Annotated in this window: 12 protein-coding genes; 7 read left to right on the top strand and 5 right to left on the bottom strand. The window is 38.2% G+C overall.

The genetic code is table 11. From position 1 onward, the window contains the following. Positions 1-88: 88 nt before the first annotated feature. Positions 89-11,797, bottom strand: coding sequence for a T9SS type B sorting domain-containing protein (locus tag CGC52_RS07955; protein ID WP_095894036.1), 11,709 nt, complete (start codon positions 11,795-11,797; stop codon positions 89-91). 136 nt (positions 11,798-11,933) lie between these two features. Here CGC52_RS07955 and CGC52_RS07950 point away from each other — a divergent pair, with 136 nt between their 5' ends. Both CGC52_RS07950 and ald read left to right on the top strand, forming a co-directional pair. Next, entirely contained in the window at positions 11,934-12,833 is a 900-nt protein-coding gene (locus tag CGC52_RS07950) for an IS1595 family transposase (protein WP_095893075.1), read from the top strand. 184 nt (positions 12,834-13,017) lie between these two features. After that, the gene (ald, locus tag CGC52_RS07945) at positions 13,018-14,130 is read left to right on the top strand and encodes an alanine dehydrogenase (RefSeq protein WP_095894035.1); all 1,113 of its coding nucleotides are present in this window, start codon (positions 13,018-13,020) and stop codon (positions 14,128-14,130) included. Positions 14,131-14,358: 228 nt separating this feature from the next. On the opposite strand, the gene rplS is transcribed toward ald, so the two are convergent. The 3 genes from rplS to CGC52_RS07930 form a co-directional block, all read right to left on the bottom strand. After that, on the bottom strand, positions 14,359-14,706 hold the full coding sequence (rplS, locus tag CGC52_RS07940) for a 50S ribosomal protein L19 (protein ID WP_042006040.1): 348 nt from the start codon (positions 14,704-14,706) through the stop codon (positions 14,359-14,361). A 106-nt stretch (positions 14,707-14,812) separates the two neighbouring features. Continuing rightward, positions 14,813-16,711 carry a LysM peptidoglycan-binding domain-containing protein gene (locus tag CGC52_RS07935; RefSeq protein ID WP_095894034.1) on the bottom strand — a complete coding sequence of 633 codons (1,899 nt, stop codon included), beginning with the start codon at positions 16,709-16,711 and terminating at the stop codon, positions 14,813-14,815. A gap of 169 nt (positions 16,712-16,880) precedes the next feature. Further along, a complete protein-coding gene (locus CGC52_RS07930; protein ID WP_095894033.1) occupies positions 16,881-17,642 on the bottom strand; it encodes a creatininase family protein in 762 nt (253 codons plus the stop codon). 93 nt (positions 17,643-17,735) lie between these two features. On the opposite strand from CGC52_RS07930, the gene trpS reads away from it, so the two are divergent. The 4 genes from trpS to CGC52_RS07910 all read left to right on the top strand — a co-directional run bounded on the left by trpS (position 17,736) and on the right by CGC52_RS07910 (position 23,265). Next, the gene (trpS, locus tag CGC52_RS07925) at positions 17,736-18,704 is read left to right on the top strand and encodes a tryptophan--tRNA ligase (protein WP_095894032.1); all 969 of its coding nucleotides are present in this window, start codon (positions 17,736-17,738) and stop codon (positions 18,702-18,704) included. A 20-nt stretch (positions 18,705-18,724) separates the two neighbouring features. After that, on the top strand, positions 18,725-19,540 hold the full coding sequence (locus CGC52_RS07920) for a 2,3,4,5-tetrahydropyridine-2,6-dicarboxylate N-succinyltransferase (protein WP_042006035.1): 816 nt from the start codon (positions 18,725-18,727) through the stop codon (positions 19,538-19,540). Positions 19,541-19,636: 96 nt separating this feature from the next. After that, positions 19,637-20,368, top strand: coding sequence for a YggS family pyridoxal phosphate-dependent enzyme (locus CGC52_RS07915; RefSeq protein WP_095894031.1), 732 nt, complete (start codon positions 19,637-19,639; stop codon positions 20,366-20,368). Between the two features lie 47 nt (positions 20,369-20,415). After that, complete coding sequence (locus CGC52_RS07910; RefSeq protein ID WP_095894030.1) at positions 20,416-23,265, top strand: DEAD/DEAH box helicase; 2,850 nt, start codon at positions 20,416-20,418, stop codon at positions 23,263-23,265. 266 nt (positions 23,266-23,531) lie between these two features. Here the strand turns inward: CGC52_RS07910 and CGC52_RS07905 are convergent, their stop codons facing one another. After that, entirely contained in the window at positions 23,532-25,298 is a 1,767-nt protein-coding gene (locus CGC52_RS07905) for an aminopeptidase P family protein (RefSeq protein ID WP_095894496.1), read from the bottom strand. 131 nt (positions 25,299-25,429) lie between these two features. Here CGC52_RS07905 and CGC52_RS07900 point away from each other — a divergent pair, with 131 nt between their 5' ends. Next, a complete protein-coding gene (locus tag CGC52_RS07900; protein WP_232751806.1) occupies positions 25,430-25,651 on the top strand; it encodes a hypothetical protein in 222 nt (73 codons plus the stop codon). The last annotated feature ends 203 nt before the right edge of the window (positions 25,652-25,854 follow it).

The following is a 25,854-nucleotide window of genomic DNA, read 5'->3' as shown; positions in this document are numbered from 1 at the left end:
TGTTTATCTAATAAATTCGCTCTACACTTACCACAGAGATGTTGTAAGAGTCACAATATCTTACAATCTGTTGTAGAAACCATTGATCTTATCGATACAAGGTAAAGTGTCCCATAAATCGACGGTTATCATCTTGGCGATTTATTTCGATGATGTACCAGTAGTCCCCCGAAGGTACTGGTTTATGGTTATAGTTTCCGTCCCATTCATCAAGAACTCCATTTACAAATTGTAACGTTTTGATTCTTCGTCCGTATCGGTCGTATATATGTACATTTGAATTTGCAAAATTTTCCATATTTCGAGGTTTCCAAGAATCGTTTATTCCATCTCCATCGGGGGTGAAATAGTTCGGAATGGTGATGTCGAAATATTCTTGCTCTATGGTCATCGTTCTAGTACATCCAGCGGAATCTTGAACCATTACTTCAATAATTTTGATTATCTTACCATCTTCAATGCGTTGAGGGTCGTTTATATTCATCACATACACGGAATTTTTCCCTTGTTCTTTTCCATTGAAATAGAAAGTGTACTGAGGAGTTCCTTGTTCCGCAATAACCTCAATGGTATTCAGCCTCATGTCCGTTACTCTTTCCAATGTTAAAGGTAGCACGTTGTAAACCGTAAAAGGATCAGCTGTAATGCTACAACTTTCAGAGAGTCCTAAAACAGTATCTTCATAGTACACTGTAATCTGTTGCTTTTTAATGGTTCTGTCAAAGTCATAGATACGTCCAGCAAAACGTGTGGTGTTTGAGAACGTATTTTTTGTAGAAGAACCATTCAGAGTGTAGTACAACTTAGAGAAATCCAACTCAATAGCAAATCCAACTTCCAGATAGTCAGAATATTGGTTGTCGATACATGTACCTTGTTGTTCCACGTGTCGTATAGTCAAATCAGGAAACTCTACCACCGTGAAAGACACCGTATTTTGCATCAAACATTCGTTGGCATCGGTCATTCGAATCTCGTAGTTTCCTGGACCTATGTTGTTATTTTTAAATTCCAATTCTGTACCAGGACTCACGTTGGAATAGCTTCCCACTTCAACAAAACTGCCTTTGTGGACTACCGAAACTCGATATGGAGCTGTTCCTCCTCCGATAACTTTGACTCTCACATACGCATTTTCTTCTCCATGGCATACGGAGAATCTAGAGCTTCCACGGATGATTTCTACATTCATTGGACTTGGTTCATAAATGTTCACTGGAGATGTCCTGATACCACAATTCCACGCATCGATGATTTCAACGAAGTAAGTAGCTTCACCTAAATCTGTGAAAACATTCGAAGTCTGAGGTTCTCGATAAAGTGTATTATCCTTGTAAAGAGCATAATAGTATGTTCCCTCTCCCGATCCTCCACTGGCGTTAACGGTAATGATTCCATTCTGGTCTCCAATACACGTAATGTGTGTTACAGATATGGTAGCTGAGACGCTATTTGGTTGTAGCAACGTCAAGGAAGTTGTTCCAGTAAACGTCGTACACCCTACAGCATCCGTTACAGAGATGGTATAATTATCGGCACTCAATCCAGTGAATAGAGCATACTGAACCACACCCGTTTTAGTGATTGGAGCTCCACCACCAGTTAATGTTACCTCAAACGGAGCTTCTCCTCCTTTGATAGTTACCAACACTTCACCTTTGTTATTGTCGCAGGTAACTCCATAGGTTTCATTGGCTTGAATTTCAATTTTTGGAGGACTTTGTGGAATCACTAAGCGAATTGGTGATGTTTCACAGTCATTCAATAATGATTTAGCAATTACTTCATACGCTCCAGATTTTAGGTTGATAATACCTGTAGTATCTGTGGTCATAGTACCAGTGTACACTTCGGTTGAATTTATTACCGACGTAATAGTGTATGTAAATCCATCGATGGCTTGATTGCCATTTCCTAAGGCTACATCTACGAAACGTAAAGAAACGCTACCCGAATCACCGTAACATGTTGGACGGACGATATTTTCAGCCATTACTTCAAAGGTATTAGGATTGTCCACTCGGTGGGTGGAAGTCAATTCACAACCTGTACTTAGGTTGACAACCTTAATTTCATAGTTACCCATACCTAAACCTACGAATGTATGCGAAGTTGAAGTGATTGTAGTTTGTGTTACAACCGTTTCTGTATCTATGTTTCTTAAGATATAGTTTAAGTTAGTTCCCAAATAGCTTGGTAACACGGACACTTCAACACCAATCTGTTCATCACGACTACAAGTAATGCTTTGTGTGATAGTTACGGTAATAGCTTCTAAGCTAAATGTAGGAGTCACAGTCACAGGAGTTGTGCTTGACACTGTACATCCGTTTTGATCGGTTATCATCATATAGAATGTCCCTCCGTTCAAATCAGGTAGAGTGTAAGAGTTTCCGTTACCTAAGGCAGCGTTAGTTGTAACGTCGTAGAAAGTTGCCTGATATGGAGATGTTCCTCCTTTCACTTTTGTCATATCAAAAGTCAGTGTTGCAGGATTCATTCGTCCGTTGCCTCCACAGGTGTATGCACTTGCTGTGATAGCTCCATTTTGTAAAGTCAATGGCTCTGGAGCGGTCAGTGTGATAGACCTTTCCGCTTGACAATGGTTGTCATTTGACATTACACGAATGGTGTAGCGTACTCCTGCCACCGTACCTCTCAATCCTGTGAAGTCAGCGGTGTAATTGTCTGTTGTGCTTGGAGCTGTAGTCGTAGTGGCTACGACACCTCCAGGGGTTAAGTCTTCCATGCGAACAATGGTAAACGTAAATCCTGCCGGGTCTGAGTTTGGCATACTTATGATAATTTCGCCTACATTTGGGTCGCAAGTGAGTGGCGTGGCTACCAAGGTTGCATCAGCAACATTCGGTGTTATCGGCTCTTGAACTTGTAAATCCTTATAAACAGGGCATCCAACGGTGTTTGCATCATATACCGCTATACGATAATCTCCATATGTAGGATTCAACAGAGTAATCGTAGGTATATAAGCTCCTGCCAACACTACCGTAACTGTTTCACTTGCAGTTCCTTTTTCTTCGATTTGCTCCAAGATGTAGGAATACGTACCAGTACCGCCTGTTGGAGTGCTTACGCTAATTTCTACCGTAGGAACGGTTGTTCTACAAGTAACCACACTGCTTATGTTCGCTGTGTACTGAATCAATTCATTTACCACGAAGGTAGTCGTTGAGCTACAGCTATTACCATCGCGTATGGTGATGGTGTAAGAACCAGCCTCTAAGTTCAATGAGAACGCTTTTCCTGAGGCATCCCAAGTGATGTTTTCTGCTGGTTTTACGCCAGAACTTGTCTGAAGTGTATAGAAATGGTTTCCTACTCCCAACTGGTTCATGGTGATGCGTACAGGAGTTTCCAACGTATTCGGGTCTGTACTACAGAACATTACGTTGGTAGTTCCAATCTGAGGTTCTTCATCTTTCGGTACGAATACGGTGGTGCTTTTCGTACAGCCGTAATCGTCACGCACATAGACCGTCCATATGGCAGTTCCCTGAGGAATAACTACCGTAGTTGCGTGAGTGTTCAACGGATATGTCGGTACAGCACTTCCCGTCACAATGTCATACTTGTAAGGAGCTTTTCCTCCGTTGAAGCTCAAACGAACTAAACCGTCGTTACTACAAGTTGCATTTACTATCGTTGTCGCTGATACAGACAGTTCTGCTGTGGCTTTCTCTATGGTAAAATCTTTGGAAGCGTTTACGCAAGTGTCATTTCCTGAATTATCTTGTTCTGTAAACACAATATAATATCTTCCTGCAGGTAAATTAAATATTGTAGCAGTACTTCCTGGTACAAATGTCTGTGTAGCTCCAGTAACTTCCGTATTGCCGATGTAATTATATACTTGAGCGTTAATGAAAGTCGTTGAAGTTTGCGTTCCTGATGCAGTGAACGTTACACTTCCATCATTGGCACTACTACACCTTGTAGGCTTAGTTGCCGTAATGGTAGAAGTCAATGTTGAGAAAGTCGGTACAGGGATGGTTGCCCGCTGTGTATAATAACATCTCGTGCCACTGTTGTACATCGTAAAGGTGTACTCAACCCCTGGCACCAATCCTGTGAAAGTTATTCCTGCAGATGTAGTCACTGACCCACTAACTGTTTGGGCTGTATGTTTGTGCCATACTGTCTGTCGTGTTCCGTGAGTTACGGTTTGAATACTTCCTGTAAACGTTGTAGGTAACATGTTTTCAATACCTGGTTGGTAAATAGCAAACCAATAACCCTGTGTAGCATTTTCCAAACCTCCTGTAATAGTAGTGAATGCGGTAACACTCACCGTTCCCGTAGTTGCACACGCGGTAGGTGTTGCAACTTGAGTGGTAAGGATAAAATTCGCATTTGCCAATACATCAAAAGGTATGGTAACTTCACAGCCGTTAAGGTCAGTAACAATAGCGTTGTATTGTCCGAAATCCAATCCATTGAACGTACTTGTTGAATGAGAGGTCAAAATTCTTGTTTGTGAGTAACCATTTGAGGTGCTTTCAACCTTCACAGTAAACGGAGGTCTGCCACCACTATTGACAGACACTTGCCATTCCGCTAATTTCAATCCTCCTGTTTCTCTACAACTGATTGGGGTAATTTGAGTCGCTGTTGCTGTCATGGCTTCCACTCCTGGGACGGTTACTGTGGTGGTTACCACACAGCCTCTATCATCAGTAATTTCTACTAGATAACTTCCAATGGCCAAAGCTGTTGGGGTTACCGCTGGTAATATCCGATTTCCTGTGGCATCCAATTTAAACACATTTACAGTGTTGGAAGCTGTAGACGAGTAAAAATCACTTGGTTTAACGATGATTGCTCCATTGTTTTGTCCACAGAACGCCTCTTGGGTTGTAACGCTTGGATTTAAGAATCGCGGAGGGTCGTAAATAACCTTTCTCTCTACGATAGCTTCGCAGGCTTCACCATTCGGGAAATAAATTACCATAAATCGATAGTCTCCTGGTGTAGAAGTGCTGTATGTAGCATTAGAGGTTGCAGAGGCAAAATTTGTATATGTAGCTCCCCCATCATTGCTAACTCTAAATTCTTTCGTAGCTAAAGGATCACCTCCCATAGCCGTCAGTGTAAAGGTTACGGTAGCTCCTGTAGTACAACCTATATATTGATTGTTTTCAGTCACTTGCAAACGCATAGGTGGATAAACGGTAGCTATCACAGTAGCTGAACATCCCGCATTGTCTGTGACGGTAAAGGTATGGTTTCCAACGCTTAGTCCTGTAAATAGATACGAATCATCAACAGATGTGTACATATTAGCATCTCCCACACGCTGGAAGCGATAACCTTCATTTCCTTCGGTTACAGAGATACGTACACTTCCGTTTCCGATTCCATCATAACAATAGATGGTTTCAGCAGTAATGGTTAAAGGTTTTTTGTCTTCTATTACCAAAGAAATAGACTCCTCACAGCCATTACCATCACGAACTGTTACAGTGTAAGTCCCTGCTGATATGTTCACAAATTGATTGTTAGAAGTGAAAGCCGTTGGGCCTAATTGATAGTTATACGATGAAGGATTTCCACCCGTTGCTGTAACAAGGACGGTAGCCCCTGGAATAGCTCCACAAGTGACTTTTTTAACGACTTCAGCCTTTACTACAATAGGAATTGCATCGCCAATAGTGTATGGAGTGAAATCTACCATACAAGAAGGCTGATTGGCGTCTCTAACGAAAATCACACCGTTGGTTGTCACAGGTAAACCTGTAGCTACGAAAGTGTTGTTAGTTGTCGTTAAAGTTACCGTTGTCCAAGAAACTTGACTGCCGATAGCATATTCAATCACGCGTGATGCAGGAGGATTATTGACCTTAATGGTCAAAGTTCCGTCCGAACTTCCTTTACATCTTACGTTAGTTTCAGCTATTTTTTCAATATATAACTGTTTATTCTTTTCGATAGTTATCGGCTTAGAAACCATAGCTTCACAGTGTTGAGTATCTTGCCACACCTCAATATTGTCAATAGCAACATCATTCCCCAAGTTTCCTACCGAGCTATTTGCTTTATTGATGATTACCACTTCTAAGGTATTTTCTTTAATTGTGTTTTTTGGAAAAGTTACCTTATGTGTTTCCCAATTGCCTCCGTGAGGAATGTTTCCATTTCCAACATGCTGACTGCTGAGAACGACCCCTGTGGTGGTTCGTAATTCTACATATAAATTGGCATTTGTTCCCGTATTTAGAAGTAAGCTACGCACATCAAATTGTAGGTGAGCATCGGATGTGTTAGTTACGAATCCGGATATTCGTTTTTTATAAATTATCTCATTATTTCCGTTACCCATCACTGCCAAATATCTACCACCTGTTGGATCAGTAGGTGTTGGATTCACCCAATTGGCATTGGTAGCTACTTGTTGAGTGATAGCATATTCTCCATCGAATAACGTTTGATTTTCACGACAAGTCAAGTTGTTGATATTTGGCATACAAATATCAGCACCCGAACCAAAATCCTCTTGGAACAACAGATTTTTAGAAGCTATATTCGATTGAGTAACATAACGAACCTGAACCAAATGTGTGTTTGGTTCTAATGTTAGCATAAACGAAGTACCACTCACTGTTTGATAGTTTTCTGTTGATCCTACGCGATACTCATAGGAGTTGGAAGAGGTAGCACTCATAGTCACTGTAACCACTCCGTAACCATTGTCACAGCGGTAGGATATTGGGCTAAACTCAATAGTAGGCACCTCCGCAGGGGCAACTACCACATCAAACCATTGTCTACAACCTTTATTGTCTTTCACATAGACTCGCATTGAGTTACTGATGTAACCAATATTGTCAATGGAATAATTCGCCTCTCCATCGAAACTGTAATAGTACGGAGCTTCCCCGCCACTTACGTTGTTCACAGCGATTTTGTACTGTTTGCTTGTAATTCCTGTTCGGCTATCACAATCTTTGTCGGCAACGATACCGATGAACGCCGTGATAGTAGTTTCAGACGGTTTGATTTCGATAGGCTTGTTGATATACGTACAAGTAGTTCCCGAAATGGTTGCGATAACCTCCGTTTCGTACAAGCCTACAGGTAAATTCAAGAAAGAACCCGTGCTGTTTTGTTGAATAGCTCCACCGTTGCGAGTGTAGTCAGCATTCAAACGATACAATCGGACGGTTCTATTTTGCGGAGAAGGGAAGTTTAATAAAATAGACCCTTCATTCGGAGCTGATGCACACTGAATGTGGTTTACATTTAGCTTAAAATTATGTGGAACAGGAGGTTCTATAAGTAAAGGAGGTGTTGAAAGAGCAAAAGCTCCATTACGCTGGTCACCTGCGATAAAAACATACTCTCCTACATGCGTAATATTTGGAATTTCCGCTTCAATAAAAGTTTGATTTTCAGGTAAGGTAGCGATTACCGCATTTTGGAGGGCTAATTCCTCCGAGGCATGTTGCTCAATTCCGTTAATACTCCAAATAGCGAAACGATATGGAGGTTTCCCTCCTTCGGCAGAAAATCGCACACGAGCAGTATTACACTGTGTCCACCCCAAAAAGGATGCTGTCATGGTCATCTCTGTACGCTTATCAATTTTGATGATATCTTCATATTTACACCCCTGAATTTGAGGAGAGGTTACCACTATGCGGTAATTCCCTGCTGTTAAATTCGTGAATTGATAGCTATTTGAGCCTGTGGTTATGTCTCTTTCTAAAGCGTTATCTTTGTAGAGTTTCATATTGTAATTAACCCCCGTTGCACTCATTACAACAGAAAAATAACCTTGTGAATAATCCGATTGATGTCCTACTAAATTCGAAGGAATATCTCCTGATAATCCATTGGTTATCACATCAAAATAGTAACTCGTGTTACAGTTAGCATCTTTGATTTTCAATCGATATTTTCCTGCGGAACTGATTGTGAATGAATTATTGCTACTCACATCCTCCCAGCACGATTCATCGGAGTACGGACATCCTTGGAATGGAGCTGGGCAGGAGCCATTGGCTCGTTGCCATATAAAGTTAGTGTTTTGGAAACTCACCGTCAATAGTCGTGAATTCGATTCACACAAGAAAAATAAACTCGTCCAAAGTCCGTTGTTCGAACACACCATACCGATATTGTTTGCCAATGCTCTTATTGGGTCAATGGCTACAGCAGGAGCTACTAAATTGACAGTTTCTGAGTTAGTTACCGTTATTCCGCTGCAAGTGTTGGTTTTGATAACTTTGTAGATTCCCGCTCCGCTACTTGTTAAAGAGGCGGTGTTAGCTCCAGGAATTGCAACACCATTTTTGTACCACTGATAACTGTCAAAGCCTTCCGTTGAAGTAAGAACAACCTCTTCACCACAGAATAATTCCTGACGCTGACAACTGTCGGTGTTAATTTTGATAGTAGCTGTGTGTGTGCGCATTTGCGGAGCCAAACTACAACCCGCAGGGCCACCTCCAAAAACTACAGAAGTATTTGCTAACAGATGATCCAAGCATGGTTTAATAGCTTGTTCACAACCTCCAGTGATTCTTAATGGAATACGGATTATTCGTTCAGCAGATGCTTGTCGTAAGGTTTCGCCAGGAATGACAAATTGGTAGGTACGACTCGCCGTGTCATAGGTGTATGTAGGCACAAAACTTCCGATTGAGGCTGCTGTTAGCATCGGGCTTCCGTCTAAAGTAACATTGCTGTTTGATGGTAACACTACAGTCATCGTAGCAGTAGTGATGTGCTCACCACCACTGTTTCTGTAGCGGATCTCATATAAGAACGCATCAGAAGTCGGAGATAATTCGGATAAAGGCGTATTACTACCATTCACATAACGAGATGTCAAACTAAGATCCAAAGCGTTCGAAAGAACTGTTACCAAGAAAGTACGGGTGGTTGTGTTTCCTGACAAATCTGTAAAAGTATAGGTAACGGTAGTTACACCCAAAGGAAACTCATCTCCTGGAGTATGCGTACTACTTACTGTTACAGGCGGACAGTTATCCGTGGCCGATACCGTCCATGAAACAGGAGCTAAACATCGTCCCAAAGGTAGCCTTTGTGTGATGTCAGGCATTGGTGCCACAACAGGAGCCTCATCATCATGTGGAATGGTGATTGTACGTCTCAAGGATTTGATTTCTCCTTGATTACAAATTATGGATTGTTTTAAGTTATATTCCACTTCAAAGGTGGTCGTTTTAGTTACAGTAGTTAGGAACACACGTCCGGTATGTAATACTCCACCCACTCGATTGTCTTGTTCATCTAGCTTGAACCAACGAATGTCGTACAGAGATTCAATTCCCGTGAAGTTCAAAATAACATTTGCAGGGGAACAAACATCGGGGCGGTTTACCAGTGGAATCATCCGAGGAGGATAGAAGTTATTTGCTAACACTTCTACATCTTTCGGCACTGAACCACAACGATGTGCCGTAATCACTTTGTATTTCCCTGTTGGAATGTTGGAGAACACATGGGATGTTCCTCCTGACAAATATGTTTGTGACGCTACTACAGCATTCGTTATAGGGTTTATCAACGAATAGGTCAATGGATAGGAAATAACATGAGGATTATTGATGTTTACAGCCACGTATGCTGGTGTGGAAGCATCGCAAGATGAGCTAATAATGTCTGGATCAATAATTTCTTGTTCTTTAATTTCAAAATATGCGTAATCCTTAAAGTTTGGTGCATATGAGCTATGGTGGAAATACGGATTTCCATTCAACGCCTCTTCTAAGAAAGAATAACCTGAATGAGAACTTTTTGAACCATTGGGAGCTATATAGGTGTAATAATAATTATAAAACTCCACTCGATATTCTCCTGTAGGGATGTTTACAAACGTGTTGGTGTATCCAGAAATACGAGGATGAGTTGTTGTCATAGAAACCCAAGTGACAACTCCTGATGCATTGACTGTTTTTCGCTGTAGTGTTGCTTGCATGTTTCTTGTCAGAGGGTCATTTCGATCAAAGTTATAGGTATAAGTCCCTAATTGACAATCCTTAGTGATTGTTTCCTGATACTTTATTGGAAGACGCCCTGTAACGGTTAATGTTTTCGAAGCTATATTTCCACAAGCGTCTGTCACGGTTACTATGTATTCCCCAGGAGGTAGATCACCGATGCTGCGTGTCCCTCCATTGTTTGTAAATTCGATAGGGAATTTTACAGTGCGAGTGTAGGTGTCTGTTTCTAATGGTAATTTAGTTTGGAAAGATACAGAAGTTTGACCATCTGTACGTGCCAAACGCAGTTTCATATTGTTACCATAAAAGTGATTGTAGATATAACCTGTACCCTCATAAATACCAAGACCAGGCTGCAAAACATTTATCGTATTCTCTAATGGAGGTTTAGGAAGGGGAGGGACTTTAATCTCAACTTCTTTTTCTGCGTCAGGGTAACAACCTTCGTGAGCATTCAACCTATACTTCACCTTGTATTTCCCAGCTCCATGGGCTGTTACGTCGATGTGATTATTAGATTTTATGATGCCTGTAGTCAAAGGGCCTGTCCAAGTGTTAGTGCCTTCGTCGAATTTATATACATCTACATGGTTCATCAAATCGGTATTATTTTTTACCGCCCATCTTATGTGGAAAGACATTCGTTTATTATTGTCTGTTGGGAACATTAGGTGGTTGTATGTTCTGAATCCATTGTATTTGTTAACATAAATATATAATTTCTCTACAGGTATACAATCTGCAGTTCGAGAGATACTATAAGAAAGATGCGGAACCGCTTGTTGGGTCACTTCTTCAAACTTGAAATGGTCGTCTCGTTCAAAAATAGGCGGTACGGTGGGTATGTTAACTCGTACTCTCACTTTAATTTCATCATTTTCTTCAAAGGTATAATCTGTGTAGTACCACCCCCCTGAAAAGCTGGATGAAAAATCCTTGATAGTTCCTTTGGTCACGTTCTCCACCACAAAAGTACCCGACTGTTTCATCAGGTTGTCAAGTACAGTTCTTTCCGCACCGCTTAAGTTCGAGTAGATGTATCCACCTCCCGTAAGCAAATGAGAACTGTACGTCATTCTGTACTTACAGACTCCAGAAGGGTCTCTTTCAAAACTCTGAGGTTTTACTCCTACCCCTAAGCATTCATAGTTTTGTACTATTGTCCCCGTCATAACCATCGGAATTCGGCGTGTTTCCCCACATTGTACAACATCTCCTGCCAAATCCTCTATTACCAATACTACATTTCCTAACGGGATGGAATTAGAGCCTGACCCTTCGATGCTTATTACATTGCTTCCCGTAGGTCGTGTAAAATCTTCGGGAGCATATAAAACATTTCCGTTAGGATCTTCAACACTCACTCTAAAAGGACCAGTCCCTCCTGTAGGTATTCTAAATGTGATTTTACCGTTTCTCTGAGTTAAACATGTAGGAGGGGATTGTTTAATCTCCTGAATGTTCATTATCACGTAGGAGCTGGTTACGTTAACTATCTTAGGAGCAGTTTGTGTACCAGAATCCTGATCCATAACTGTTACGGTGTACGTTCCAGCGCGTAAAGCATTAAAGGTGTAGGAAGCAGGAGTTCCCGTCAATTGTTGATATTCAACGTTTCCCGTTCCTTCTGGTGGTGTCAGAACCGCCAAATAGCTTCCTGTACAACCAGCAGGTAATTCTACCTTTAAAGTTGCATCAGAAAAACACGATCCGGGAGTAGGTGTTGCCGTGAAACTATCAATACATGGGGTCTGAGCCTGTGTTACCCAAACAGTGCATAAAAAAACAAATGTTAGCAAAAGATTTTTCATATAGGTTGAATCTTATTAGTTCATGTTTCTATCATCGCTATGCGTAATACAAAAAAATCGAAACATAGCTATGTAGAAAATATTCGATTGATTTATCAATATATTTTCTGTATCTTTGTATTTTAAAATCAGCGAGATGGAAAAATTTGAAGGCAAAAACTTACTAAACTTTATCAAAGAACTACCCGATGACAATGCCTGTAGAGCCTATTTAGCCAAATATAAATGGTCTGATGGCTTTAAATGTCCCAAATGCGGACACGAAAAAGGCTGTCTTAAAAAGAATTTTAGCTATCATTGTTACAGATGTTCTCACGTGGAGACAGCCACCGCCAATACGCTTTTTCACAAAGTAAAATTTGGTTTGCACAAAGCCTTTTGTATGGTTTTTGAGATGGCTACAAGTAGTAAAAGCCTATCGAGTGTGCAAATGGGCGAACGCTATGGAGTTAGCCAAACTTCCACTTGGGGGTTTATGCACAAGGTTCGTACGGCAATGGAAAGTAGTAAAAAATATCCGCTTTCAGACCTTGTACACGTAGACGAGTTTACTATCGGAGGAATGGAAGACGACAAACCAGGAAGAAGTTACGATACTAAAAAGAAAAAAGCAGCTATAGCAATAGAACTAACGGATAAACAACGAGTTAAACGAGTTTATGTGAAGTCTATTGACGATTATTCTTGTAAAAGTTTAACGCCTATTTTTGAAGAACATATTAGTGAAAAAGCTCAAATTACAACCGACAAATGGAATGGTTATAATCCCTTAAAGAAAAAATATAACATTACTCAAATAGAAAGTGATAAGGGTAAAAATTTTAAAAAGTTGCATATTGTAATACATCAGATAAAATCGTGGCTTAGAACGATAATGGTACACGTAAGTAAAAAACATATAGAGCGTTATTTTAATGAATTTTGCTATCGTATAAATCGTTCTCAAAGCAAGATCAACATTTTTCACAATACTATTTTACGTATGATAAATCATAAACCGATAACCATTAAAGAAATACAGAATGTAAATTTATAAATCAAATATTCGATATGCAAATATATATTTTTTAATGGATTTTCTCATAAAAAAACTTCTTTTTAGCGAAAATTTAATGCGTTTATAAATAATCAGTTAAATTTTTCATCTTAATTTTTCAATACTTTTGTTTGTTTTCTTTTTTTTTGTAATTTTATGGCTTCAATTTTAATATGTATTTATTATGATAATAGGAATTCCAAAAGAGATTAAAAACAATGAAAATCGTGTTGGAGCCACTCCAAGTGGCGTGAATGAACTTGTAAAATTCGGACATACGGTTTATGTCCAGAAAACGGCGGGTGAAGGCAGTGGATTTTCTGATGAGGAATATGTGGAAGCTGGAGCTAAGTTGTTGCCAACTATAGAGGAGATTTATGCTCAATCGGAAATGATTTACAAAGTGAAAGAACCTATTGCGGCTGAATATGATTTAATACGTGAAAACCAATTGATTTTCACCTATTTCCATTTTGCAGCAGAAGAAGCTCTCACCCATGCTATGATAAAACAAAAAGCTGTATGTTTGGCATACGAAACGGTCACTGAAAACAATACGTTGCCACTACTAACTCCCATGTCGGAAGTGGCAGGACGTATGGCAGCTCAGCAAGGAGCTCGTTTTTTAGAAAAACCTCAAGGAGGACGAGGGGTGCTTATGGGCGGAGTGCCAGGAGTTCATCCAGCTCGTGTACTGGTATTAGGCGGTGGAGTGGTAGGTTATAATGCCGCTATCATAGCCGCAGGATTAGGTGCTAATGTGCTGATAGCGGATATTTCGCTTCCAAGGCTACGTTTGTTGGATTCAATTTTACCTAAAAATATAAAAACTTTGTTTGCATCCCAGTACAATATCAAGCAAGAACTGGCTCATTGCGATTTAGTTATTGGAGCAGTGTTGGTTCCTGGAGCAAAAGCACCTTATTTAATCACTCGCGATATGCTCAAATTGATGAAAAAAGGTTCTGTATTGGTGGATGTTGCTATTGACCAAGGTGGATGTTTTGAAACTTCACGAGTAACAACCCACAGCAACCCTGTATATGAAGTTGATGGTATCGTTCACTATTGTGTAGCCAACATACCTGGAGCTGTTCCTTACACTTCTACGTTGGCTCTAACAAACGCTACACTTCCGTATGCTATTGATTTGGCAAACAAAGGATGGAAACGAGCTTGTCAAGACAATCGAGGTTTAGCTGAAGGATTGAATATTATCCAAGGAAAAGTGGTCTATCAAGCAGTAGCAAATACCTTTGGATTAGAGTATACACCAGTAAGTGAATTTCTAAAATAATGCGAGGAGTATAGTGATTACGTAGCAAGAAACTATCCTCTTGTAAAAATATAGAAGAAAATAGGCTTAAAAAATAGATCTTTGTGACTTTTTAAAAGTTAATTTATTCTAATTCAGGTTGTTACAGATTAAATTTAACTCGAACGATTTTTTTTGGATAGCCTTAAATAAAAAAGTGAAAAATGAGTTTGAAATTCATTTTTCACTTTTACATATTCACTAATTCGATTAGCGAACTTCTTTAATACGAGCTTTTTTACCTGTAAGTCCTCTGAAGTAGTAGATTCTTGCACGTCTAACTTTACCTCTTTTGTTCACTTCGATTTTTTGAAGAGCAGGTAAATTGAAAGGGAAAATACGCTCTACACCTACTGTTCCAGACATTTTTCTGATAGTAAATGTTTCAGTAGCTCCACTTCCTTTACGTTGAATCACTACGCCTTTGAAAAACTGTGTACGTTTTTTATCTCCCTCTTTAATTTCATAGTACACTGTGATAGTGTCACCTGATGAAAATTCAGGAAAATCCTTTCTTTCTACAAAATTGTCTTGTACGTACTTTAATAAAGGTTCCATAAAAATTTAAAATATAATTTAGTTATCATTGGGCAACATTCACGTCTTTCGCCAGAGGTTGACCAAATCGGGTGCAAATTTAGATATTATTTTTGAAAATACAAGTTTATTTTACTTCTTTTACTTCCATATTTTCGTATTTAACGATGAAAACACCTTGGTTTTCGTAACCTCCACCTTTGTAAGGGTTGCGTTGATAGGCAAATTTATTTTCTAAGTAGGAAGTTTCGCCCACATGTGATGTTGATTGTTCAAAGTTTCCAGTAACTCCTAATCGCAGTACGGCATCCATTGTAATGTCAAATCCTCTAATAGCATATCGGTTAGGCAAAACACCATATGTTTTCACATAGCGTTGCGAAAAACTGTCATCTCCGTTGGAGTATTTATTGAAAGTAGGATAGGTGAACTGCAAATCCGATAACTGATTGTTAGAAATGTTATTAGAGTCAAAAACACTTCCTCTATCAATAGTAGCCAAGATAATTTTTGGAGAAATATCGTTCTTTTTAAGAGATAAAGTTCCGTGTAGCACACGCACCGCGTTGGACACATAGCCAATATCATTGGATTGAATCAAAACAAAATTCAGACGGTTGTAATCAATGGCATTAGGAATTGATTTTGCAGTAACTTCAGTAACGATTTTTGCGTTCGGAAAACTACTTGCTAATCGTTCACGAACCGCAGTGTTCTTAGAGTCTGCCAAAATCAAAATGTTTGCATCTGAGTGATTTTCAGAAATGTAAGTAATCATTTTGTTTTGTTGTACCTCATCAGTTGGAAGTGTTTGAAATACGTTTGGATTTAAATCAATATTTCGGTTTGATAGAGGAGCCAATACCGCAACATTGGTAATATGTTTTGTCAGGTCATTAAACGATTTCGCTGAAAAAGGGCCAATAATTAGCTGTGAGTTTAGCAAATTCTCATCGGCGATTATATTTTTCATGTTGTTATTTTCACTGTCAAACACATTGACTTTAAACGAATACCCCATTTTTTGTAATGAATCTAAGGCAATCATAGCTCCCGAATAGAAATCCGTTGCCATAGGCGTGGCACGATTGTCTCCTAAGCGTGTACGAAGTGCGGCAGATTTGTTTTCTTCCGAAATATCTGATATTCTGAAAGGAAGCACAAAAGATAACTGACGTACATTTTCTATCGATGATAGCGATTGCACATTTTGATTCGAATCTGGAAAACTTTTTTCCTCAAAAGAGGTCATTGAATAGCGATATCGATTGTAATTTTCCTTCGGAATCCAAATTTGAGTATCGGCCTTTACACCATCTTTTAATTCAGGATTCAATTTGATAAGTTCTGCCTCTGATAAGCCAAATTTACGTTGTAAACTATAAAAACCCTCAGCTTTTTCTACAGCGTAAGGCACTAAATCCGTTCTATGATTTGGTTTTGAGGCAACACTTTCAACGGCAGGTACCCAAATTTCTTGGCCATCTTTGAGGTTACTTGCCGTAACTCCACGATTCATTTTTTCTAATTCTGCTTGACTGATGTTATGTTCACGAGCGATACGCCACAGGGTTTCTTGAGGTTTTACTACGTATTTTTTTTGTCCTTGCACACCTTTTTCAACAGTCCCAGTAGCTCTACTGAAAATAGGAATTGAGATTAGTTCTCCTTCTTGTAATCCACGTGTATATAAATCAAAATTATACCGTTTGATATCATCGATGGTGATGTTGTACTTTTGAGAAAGCCCGAAGAATGTTTCTTTAGCTTCCACTGTATGCGGTATAAATCCCATTGGGCGTTGTGTACTGTAATATTTCACCTTTCCACTTGGAATAACAATCACCATACCCTTTTTCATACTATCTTTAAGTCCTGGATTTTGCTTAAAAATATCGGATGGTGACACACGATAAGTCTTAGCAATGTGGTCAATACTCTCATTTGCTTTAATTGTATGGGTCTGCTGTTGGGCGAAGATCACCCCAAACAAGAGGAAAAAAACGATAGAGGTAATTTTTTTCATATTTGTATTACACTTTTTTTTTAGTAATTGAATGCACAAAGATATTGCATTCATTGAGAACAAACGCAATAAACTCAAAAAATTAATATTTTTTTAACCTCAGCATCAACAGTCTTTACTTTCAATAGAGGAAAGCGATGCGGAGAATCAGTATGAGGTTAGATTCTGACTATTCGTATGGGTGCTCAACATCCAGTTTTTCCAACTGAATGAACACATTAGCAATTTTTTCAGTGATGAACTTAAAATATCGCTCTCCTTTTTCAGCGGTAGCTAATTTAGGGTTACCGACACCTGTGTCGGCAGTGATTTTTGACCATTTGCGTTCTGACCACATCCAACCTTCTGTAAATTCTTTTATTTTATGTTTCTTCTCTTTACCTTCGCCTGCCTCAGACAAAGGAAGTACTAATTCAGGACGCAGGTACATTAGCAAACTGGTTTCCATCTCATCGGCATGGTCGCCAATTTGGTCAAAATAGTTTTTTTTCTCTCCATTTTGAAACCAATTGCACACAGAAATATGCATTTTAGGAAATTTTAGTCCTAATTCTCGTAGAATAGGCTTGAAATCATTACCGCCGTGGCTGTTGAGTACCACTAATTTATGAATGTTCTGGCGGTTGAGGGTTTCGACAATGTCCGAAAGTAAAATCAATTGAGTGCTTGGATTGATATTGATATCTAAGGTAATGTCAGCTTGTCCCGTATTTACTCCGAAAGGTATGGCAGGAAGTACGATGATTCTACAACCTTGTTCCCATGCAATTCGTGCCGATTCAGAAGCAATACATTCCGATTCAATTACATCGGTGGCATAAGGCAGATGATAATTGTGTGCTTCCGTAGCTCCCCAAGGTAAAACGGCTATGCTAAAATTTGTTTCTTGTATGGCTTTCCAATTCGTTTCAGCTAAAATATAAGGTCTCATTCTGTGTGAAAATTGATTTAATTAGGAAGCAAAGTTACAAAAAATAAAAATGATTTTGTACTTTTGTAGACTTTATTAAAAAAAACAAAGAATATGGCACGAATTTTAACCGGCATTCAAAGTACAGGAACTCCCCATCTGGGCAATATACTTGGAGCAATTATGCCGGCAATAGAAATGGCTCAAAATCCTGAAAATGAATCTTTTCTTTTTATTGCGGATATGCACTCGCTTACCCAAATTAAGAACGGTCAAGAACTTAAAGCAAACACATATAGCGTAGCGGCTACGTGGTTGGCTTTTGGGTTGGATTATAATAAAATTACGTTCTATAGACAAAGTGATGTGCCTCAAACAGCGGAACTTACGTGGTATTTGAGTTGCTTTTTCCCTTACCAACGTTTGACACTTGCTCACTCATTTAAGGACAAGGCAGATCGTTTGGAAGATGTGAATACGGGGCTTTTTACGTATCCAATGTTAATGGCAGCTGACATCCTTTTGTATGATGCCCAAATTGTACCCGTAGGCAAAGATCAGTTACAACATCTCGAAATCACACGTGATGTGGCTTCGCGTTTCAACCACCAAATGGGCGAAACTTTTGTATTACCACAGGCTAAAATTGAGGAGCGAATTATGATTATCCCTGGAACAGACGGAGAGAAAATGAGTAAATCACGCAATAATTACATCAATATTTTTCTTCCAGAAAAGCAACTTCGCAAACAGGTGATGAGTATCCAAACCGATAGTATACCGCTTGAAGAACCTAAAAAACCAGATACATGTAAAGTTTTTGCTCTATATAAGCTGTTGGCTTCGGATGAACAGACACAAACTATGCGAAATCTATACGAAGGAGGAAACTATGGTTATGGACAAGCAAAACAGGCTTTGTATGAACTTATTTTAGAAAAATTCTCCGAACCGCGTCAGAAATTTCATTATTATATGGAAAATTTAGACGAATTAGAGAAAATATTACAAGAAGGTGCTTTAAAAGCACAGAAAGTAGCAACAGATGTACTAAAAAGGGTACGTGAAAAAATAGGATATTAAAAAAACAACACTATAGCAGTATGACAGAAATAAAAAATACGATAGAAGCAGCTTGGGAAAACCGAGAGCTTCTTAAAGATGAAAGCGTACAAAACGCTATTCGTAAAGTAGTTGATTTGTTGGATAGTGGAAAGTTGCGTGTGGCAGAACCCACTGAAAACGGGTGGCAGGTAAATGAATGGGTTAAGAAAGCCGTTGTGATGTACTTCCCGATACAGAAAATGGAAACCTTAGAAGCGGGAATTTTTGAGTATCACGACAAAATTCCGTTGAAGAGAGGCTATGAAGAGAAAGGAATCCGTGTAGTTCCTAATGCAGTCGCTCGGCATGGAGCTTATATTTCAAAAGGCGTGATTTTGATGCCAAGCTACGTTAATATAGGTTCATATGTAGATGAAGGCACCATGGTTGATACCTGGGCAACTGTAGGAAGTTGTGCTCAAATTGGGAAAAATGTACATTTGAGCGGAGGTGTTGGTATTGGAGGGGTTTTAGAACCTTTACAAGCGGCTCCTGTGATTATAGAAGATGGTGCTTTCATTGGTTCGCGTTGTATTGTAGTGGAAGGCGTTCGAGTGGAAAAAGAAGCTGTTTTGGGAGCAAACGTGGTACTTACAGCTTCCACAAAAATCATTGATGTGACAGGAGAAACTCCAATAGAATTGAAAGGATATGTTCCAGAGCGTTCGGTGGTTATCCCAGGAAGTTACACTAAAAAATTTGCAGCAGGTGAATTTCAAGTGCCATGTGCATTGATTATCGGAAAACGCAAGGCTTCCACCGACAAAAAAACTTCATTGAATGACGCTTTGAGAGAATATAACGTTTCGGTGTAAATATCTATTTTTAAACTGTTTAGACTTTACCAAGTTTGATATTTCTTTATATGATATTCATGCTTGGTGAGGTCTAAATTTATTATTGTTCCCCCAATGAATCAAAATATTACTGAAAATATAAATCAAATTCAAGCACGAATTGAAAATGCTTGTCAGAAAGTAGGAAGAAATCCAAAGGAAGTAAAATTGCTTTTGGCAACCAAAACGGTTAATGCAGAGCGGATAAAAACAGCATTGAATGCAGGATATACGCTCATTGCTGAAAACAAAGTGCAAGAGGTCAAAGAGAAATATGATGCTTTGAAGGACATCCCACATACGAGTCATTTTATTGGGCATCTGCAAACTAACAAAATAAAAGAAATTCTAAGATATGATATCCGTTGTATTCAGTCGCTTGACAGAATTGAACTAGCTCAAAAATTACAACAGCGATTGGCTTACGAAAATAGAAATATGGATGTTTTCATTCAGGTAAACACATCGAACGAGGCTAGTAAATTTGGAATAGCTCCAGAAAAAGCCATTGCTTTGGTGCAAGAGGTAGCTCAATTTGATCGACTACACATCAAAGGATTGATGACTATAGGTTTATTCAGTGCAAAATCAGAAGAAGTTAGACCTTGTTTTCAATTATTAAAGAATTTACAATTAGAAATCAACGGATTGAACATAACAAATGTAGATGTTTCTGAACTTTCAATGGGAATGAGTAATGATTTAGAAATCGCCATTGAGGAAGGAGCAACAATCATCCGAGTTGGAACAGCTATTTTTGGAAAACGTATATATTCAGATAGTTATTACTGGAATGAAAATCATTAACACATTTTTTTTCCCAAAGTACAAACAAGAACTTCATCGCTAAGAATATGTATTTACTTTTTTTTGATTTTACGTTTGACACTGATTTTTCGGTTTATCTGCCTAATGCTTATATTGCTCAGCAAAAAGGCAAGGCGTGGTATTTTTTAAAAAAAGCTACGGATTCCGTGTTGTTAGGATTACCTGAGTTATCCATAAATTTACAACAAAAAGAGGCTTTGGTCTTAGTTAATAGCTTACAACGAACAGTATTACTGCAAAAATTTGTAAAAAAAGGCAGTTCCTTAGAAATTATTTATAAAAACATCACTCAAAAACAACTTATTCAAAGATATATTGAAGAAAAAACGGATGTTTTATTAGAGATTATTGCCAAAAATGGATTTATAACCACTTTAGAATACAGTAGTAGGGATGAAATTTTTAAAAGACGCATTCAGGTTAGTGAAAAAATCATAAAACCTTTTTTAGAGTTTGAAAAAACAAACTTAGGAATTAACTATCGTTTGTTTTTGTATGACAATGACACTAAGATGATTCCTTCGGAACAAAAAATTGAATTGTTGAACAATCAAAAATCATGGATTGTTATCAATCGAGAGTTAATGCGTGTGAATCATATTAAAGCATTGAACATAAAACCTTTTTTGAATAAAACTGAAGTTCATATTCCTGAGAAAATGGTTCATGAATATTTCGATAAGTTTCTTAAAGAAATTCTTAAGAAAGTAGAAATCAATGCCATAGGGTTCAACGTTTTACAAAAAAATAGTATTCAGTCATCGGAATTGCGTTTAGTCAATGATTTTTTTGAAAATCGCTATAAAATTTCGGTGGGATTCAATTATGGAGGTTATGTTTTTTTCAGTAACCAAGGTCGAATTTCCCATTCTGTTCTAGAAGTAGATGAAAATAACGCCATACAAATCATAACTTATAAAAGAGATACATCGTCTGAAGAAAAAATATATGATTTATTTAGGAAAATAGGTTTTGAAGAGGAAAATGGTTTATTTTTCGTTCAAAAAGAAGGTCTTTATGCGTCAGTATATCATCTTTTGGGACACAGTTCTGCTTTTATTTCTGAGAATATCAACATGAATTCCATAGAAATTGAAGGTAAAAAACTAAATAAAGACAATTTTGAGCTTATTTTTGATAACATATATACCGAAAATGATTGGTTTGATTTGAAAATCCATGTAAAAAAAGGGAATAATACGTTTCATTTTAAGGAATTAGTCAAAAATATTAAGGAAAATAATCCAGTTTATATATTGCCTGACGGAACTGTTTTTTTAATTCCCGAAGAATGGTTTGCTCGTTACGGGACAATTGTAAAATTTAGTAAAGTGAATGAAGGCAAATTGCAGTTACCTAAAAGTAACTATGCTCTGTTGAACGATACGCCTGAACTACAACCAAAACAGTTGATAAACAGTGTTGTATATGTTCCTTCTCCTAATTTGAAAGCTACGCTTCGACCCTATCAAAAGGAAGGTGTGCAATGGCTTTTGGATCATCATTACAACGGCTTGGGAGCGTGTTTGGCGGACGACATGGGTTTAGGAAAAACCTTGCAAACAATCGCTTTGTTGGTTGATATTCACGACCGATTGCCCATGCAGGAAAATACCACTCCAACCGATTTATTTGATTGTGTGCAGCAGAAAGAACCGCTAAAAGCCTTGGTAATTTTACCTTCATCGTTAGTGTTCAACTGGTATGACGAAACTAAACGCTTTGCACCGCATCTGAAATGTACGCAATATGTTGGTAATGAGCGTAAAGGTAAATCTAATCGTTTGCAGAATTACGATGTAATATTCACCAGCTACCCTATTGTGACACGAGACGCTAAGTTATTCCATAAACATGAATTTCGATATGTGATTTTAGATGAAAGTCAACGAATTAAAAACAAAAACTCGCAGATTTTCAAAGCTATTCACGATATCAAAGCTACGCATAAAATTTCACTAAGTGGAACACCTATCGAAAACTCCCTCAGTGACTTATGGTCGCAAATGCAATTCATAAACCCAAATATATTGGGGAGCTTTTCTCAGTTTTCGAAATATTTTAAGCAAGGCATTGAAAAGAAAAAGGATCCTATTGTTTTGGAGGAATTAAAAACAATCATCAGGCCGTTTTTGCTCCGCAGAACAAAAGAGCAAGTATTGGATGATTTGCCTGAACTTACAGAACAAATCACTTATTGTGAGCTTTCCGAGGCTCAAGAAAAATGGTATGAACGTGAAAAATCAGCAGTTCGCAATCAATTACTACAAGTTGATGGACAGATTTCGCAACTGAATGCTTTAAATATGCTCATGCGTTTACGTCAAATTAGTAATCATCCTAAATTGGTGGAGAAAAACAGCGATATACCCTCTGGAAAGTATGAAGAGGTTATTAGTTATATGGAATTAATAGCTAATTCATCACAAAAAGCATTAGTTTTTAGTAGTTTTGTGTCACATTTGGCAATTTTTGAACAATGGTGCATTGAAAATAATCTAAAATATGCGAAATTGACAGGAAGTGTACCAACGGATGAGCGGAAAAAGGAAGTAGAAGCCTTTCAAAATCAACCAGAAGTTACATTCTTTTTCATTTCGCTCAAAGCAGGTGAAGTAGGGTTGAATCTCACTAAAGCCTCTCATGTGTTGCTTTTGGATCCTTGGTGGAATCCTTTTTCCGAAAAACAAGCCATTGCCAGAGCTCATCGTTTAGGACAAAAAAACAAGGTGAACGTTATTCGTTTTGTATCAAAAAACACCATTGAGGAGAAGATTATTCGTTTGCAGGAGTCGAAAAAGGAATTGTCACAAAACATCGTGGACGATACTGCAATCATCCACGATGTGATGCAACATATTGATGAAATTCTTTAGGTTCATTTGTAAAGTATCTAATTTTCTTTCAGAGTGTTAAAAAACAGCAGACTTCATCCCAACTGTTGGATTTCTTTCTTTTTTTGGTTGTTTTTTAGCTTTGAAAATCAGAAAAAACAATTTGGCGTCTAAAAGGTATAACTATTCTTTTCTATTTAAAAATTTTGTAGCATTGGAATTCAATTTTTAACACAAAACCCCGATTTTCGGTTTTCGCCGAACTTCGGGGATTCGTTTGTAGCAGATGCTCTTTTTTTTGAACAGACCTACAGAGGTTTCACCAATTCCAAAAACCAAGTTTTCACTTCGCCTTCCAGGTGTGGAGCGATTTTCTCTTCACAAGTTTTGTGATAAGCATTCAGCCATTGCTTCTCGTCATCAGTCAAAAGTGCAGGATTAATACCAGTTGCCATAAACGGACAAAGAGTTAAGGTTTCAAAGTCACAGAATGTACCAAACTCATTTTTACAGACTTCTCTAACAGCAACTAAATTTTCATGTCGAATCCCATATTTATTTTCTAAGTAAAAACCTGGTTCATTTGAGCAAACCATTCCTGGCAATAGCTCCTGTGGGTTCATATCCTTACGAATGTTTTGAGGGCCTTCATGCACGTTCATAAAACTACCTACACCGTGTCCTGTACCATGTCCATAGTCTTTGTTATTTTTCCAAAGAGCCATACGTGCAAAAGCATCCAGCTGTACACCACGTGTTCCTTTGGGGAATTTCACCAACGAGAGTTGAATCATCCCTTTAAGAGCCAACGTACTATCGTTGATAAACTCTTGGGATACTTTTCCTAACGGTACAGTACGCGTAATATCGGTTGTCCCCTCTAAATACTGTCCTCCAGAATCTACCAAGATACTTCCTTCTGCAAACACCTCTTTGCTACCGGTTTCAGGAGCAGAATAATGCACTATAGCTCCATTTCCTTGATATCCAACAATGCTTCCAAAACTTTCTCCTACGAAATTTTCTCCAGCCGCTCGAAATTCTCTTAACTTAACCCCTATGCTGTATTCTGTCATTGGTTCTTTACCTACTTGATGTGTGAGCCAATAAAAGAATTTAGCTAAAGCTACACCATCACGAACCATTACGGTACGGAAACCTTCTAATTCGGTAGCATTTTTTACTGCCTTCATTAAATTTCCAGGAACAGGAGATTGGATAAGCACATTCCCTTGAATTGCCCTGAAAATCGCCTGATTTGTATTTGGTGCAATAAGAATCTGTTTATCTTTTATTTCTGTAAGATATGGAAAGAAATCGGAATAAGCCCTTATCGTTACGTTTGCTTGGGTCAAATGAGCTCTTACCTCATCGGTAACTTTTTGTGTATCAACAAACAAAAAAGCATCTTCATTAGAAAGAACTATATAACCCAGAAATACAGGATTGTATGCTACATCACTCCCTCGGAGATTGAGTGTCCAAGCTACATCATCCAAAGCTGTGATAATATGGAGGTTTGCTTTTTGTTGCTTCATTTTCTCCCGGATAGCTTTCAATTTTTCTGCCACCGTTTGTCCCGCCCATTTGTCAGGATGTACAAAAATTGAATGTAAAGGACTTTTCTCTCGATTTACCCAAACTTTATTTAACAAAGGGTTGTCTTTCAGTTCAATATGTTTAGTAGCTAGTGCCTTTTCCAATTTTTCCCAAGCTACATGTGATGTTGCTAATGCATTCACAGCAACTACCGATTTCTCAGGAAGCTCTGAAAGTAACCAATCCGCATAGTCAGGTGTACCTTCCACACCTTCTTTAAACAAATCAATACCCGACCCTTCAAGTTCTATAGGAGCTTGTACAAAATAACGAGAATCCGTCCATAAACCTGCTTTATCTTCGGTAATAACCACAAATCCCGCTGACCCTGTAAATCCTGAAATCCACTGACGTTCAAGCCATTCTTTTGGTAAATATTCACTTAAATGCGGATCGGCACTGAATACTACAAACGCATCCACTCCTTCGGTTTGCATTTGTTTTCGTAATAATAATAATTTCTCTGACGTTTTCATCATATATGCTTTTAATTTCATTTTCTGTACCTAATCCACAAATGTAGGATTATTTTAAAAAAAAGACAAGAATTTTTAAAATATTTTAGGTCACAACTATCCGAAATTTTTCAAATAAAAATTTCGGATAGTTGTGTTTTTATACACATAAAAAACTTAAAAGTGCTTACAGAAGTTTAAAAAACAATCTGCCTTGGTTGTTTACTTGGTATGATAATTATGAATTAGGCATTCCCAATACAACTAATGCTATTGACGGTCATTTTGCTGATTTAAAGAATAAATTACGCAGTCATAATGGATTGTCCTTAAAGCGTAAAATGAGGTTTATAGATGAGTTTTTAAAGGCATAGAGACTCTCTAAAAATATTAAAGGGCTACTAATGATAGTAACCCATTGTTTATGGACATTTTCGTCGAGCCTCTTTATTATCCCTGACAGGTTGCTCTCCAGCAGAGCCTGTTTCTGTTTATAAAGATCAGACAAAGAAAATGCTTTTTAAATTCAAATCAAAATTTGGTAAAAAATTAGAGCCTAAAAAATGTCCATTAGAAA

Origin of the sequence: Capnocytophaga sp. H2931 (genome assembly GCF_002302535.1) — a bacterium.
GTDB classification, from domain to species: domain Bacteria; phylum Bacteroidota; class Bacteroidia; order Flavobacteriales; family Flavobacteriaceae; genus Capnocytophaga; species Capnocytophaga canis.
This window is presented reverse-complemented; position numbering and strand designations above follow the sequence as displayed.

Bases quoted from the DNA above. Each gene is read 5' to 3' on its own strand.
- CGC52_RS07950 (WP_095893075.1), top strand. From the start codon at position 11,934: ATGGAAAAATTTGAAGGCAAAAACTTACTAAACTTTATCAAAGAACTA.
- CGC52_RS07920 (WP_042006035.1), top strand. From the start codon at position 18,725: ATGACAGAAATAAAAAATACGATAGAAGCAGCTTGGGAAAACCGAGAG.
- CGC52_RS07915 (WP_095894031.1), top strand. From the start codon at position 19,637: ATGAATCAAAATATTACTGAAAATATAAATCAAATTCAAGCACGAATT.
- CGC52_RS07910 (WP_095894030.1), top strand. From the start codon at position 20,416: ATGTATTTACTTTTTTTTGATTTTACGTTTGACACTGATTTTTCGGTT.
- CGC52_RS07905 (WP_095894496.1), bottom strand. From the start codon at position 25,298: ATGAAAACGTCAGAGAAATTATTATTATTACGAAAACAAATGCAAACC.
- CGC52_RS07955 (WP_095894036.1), bottom strand. From the start codon at position 11,797: ATGAAAAATCTTTTGCTAACATTTGTTTTTTTATGCACTGTTTGGGTA.
- CGC52_RS07930 (WP_095894033.1), bottom strand. From the start codon at position 17,642: ATGAGACCTTATATTTTAGCTGAAACGAATTGGAAAGCCATACAAGAA.
- CGC52_RS07935 (WP_095894034.1), bottom strand. From the start codon at position 16,711: ATGAAAAAAATTACCTCTATCGTTTTTTTCCTCTTGTTTGGGGTGATC.
- rplS (WP_042006040.1), bottom strand. From the start codon at position 14,706: ATGGAACCTTTATTAAAGTACGTACAAGACAATTTTGTAGAAAGAAAG.
- trpS (WP_095894032.1), top strand. From the start codon at position 17,736: ATGGCACGAATTTTAACCGGCATTCAAAGTACAGGAACTCCCCATCTG.
- ald (WP_095894035.1), top strand. From the start codon at position 13,018: ATGATAATAGGAATTCCAAAAGAGATTAAAAACAATGAAAATCGTGTT.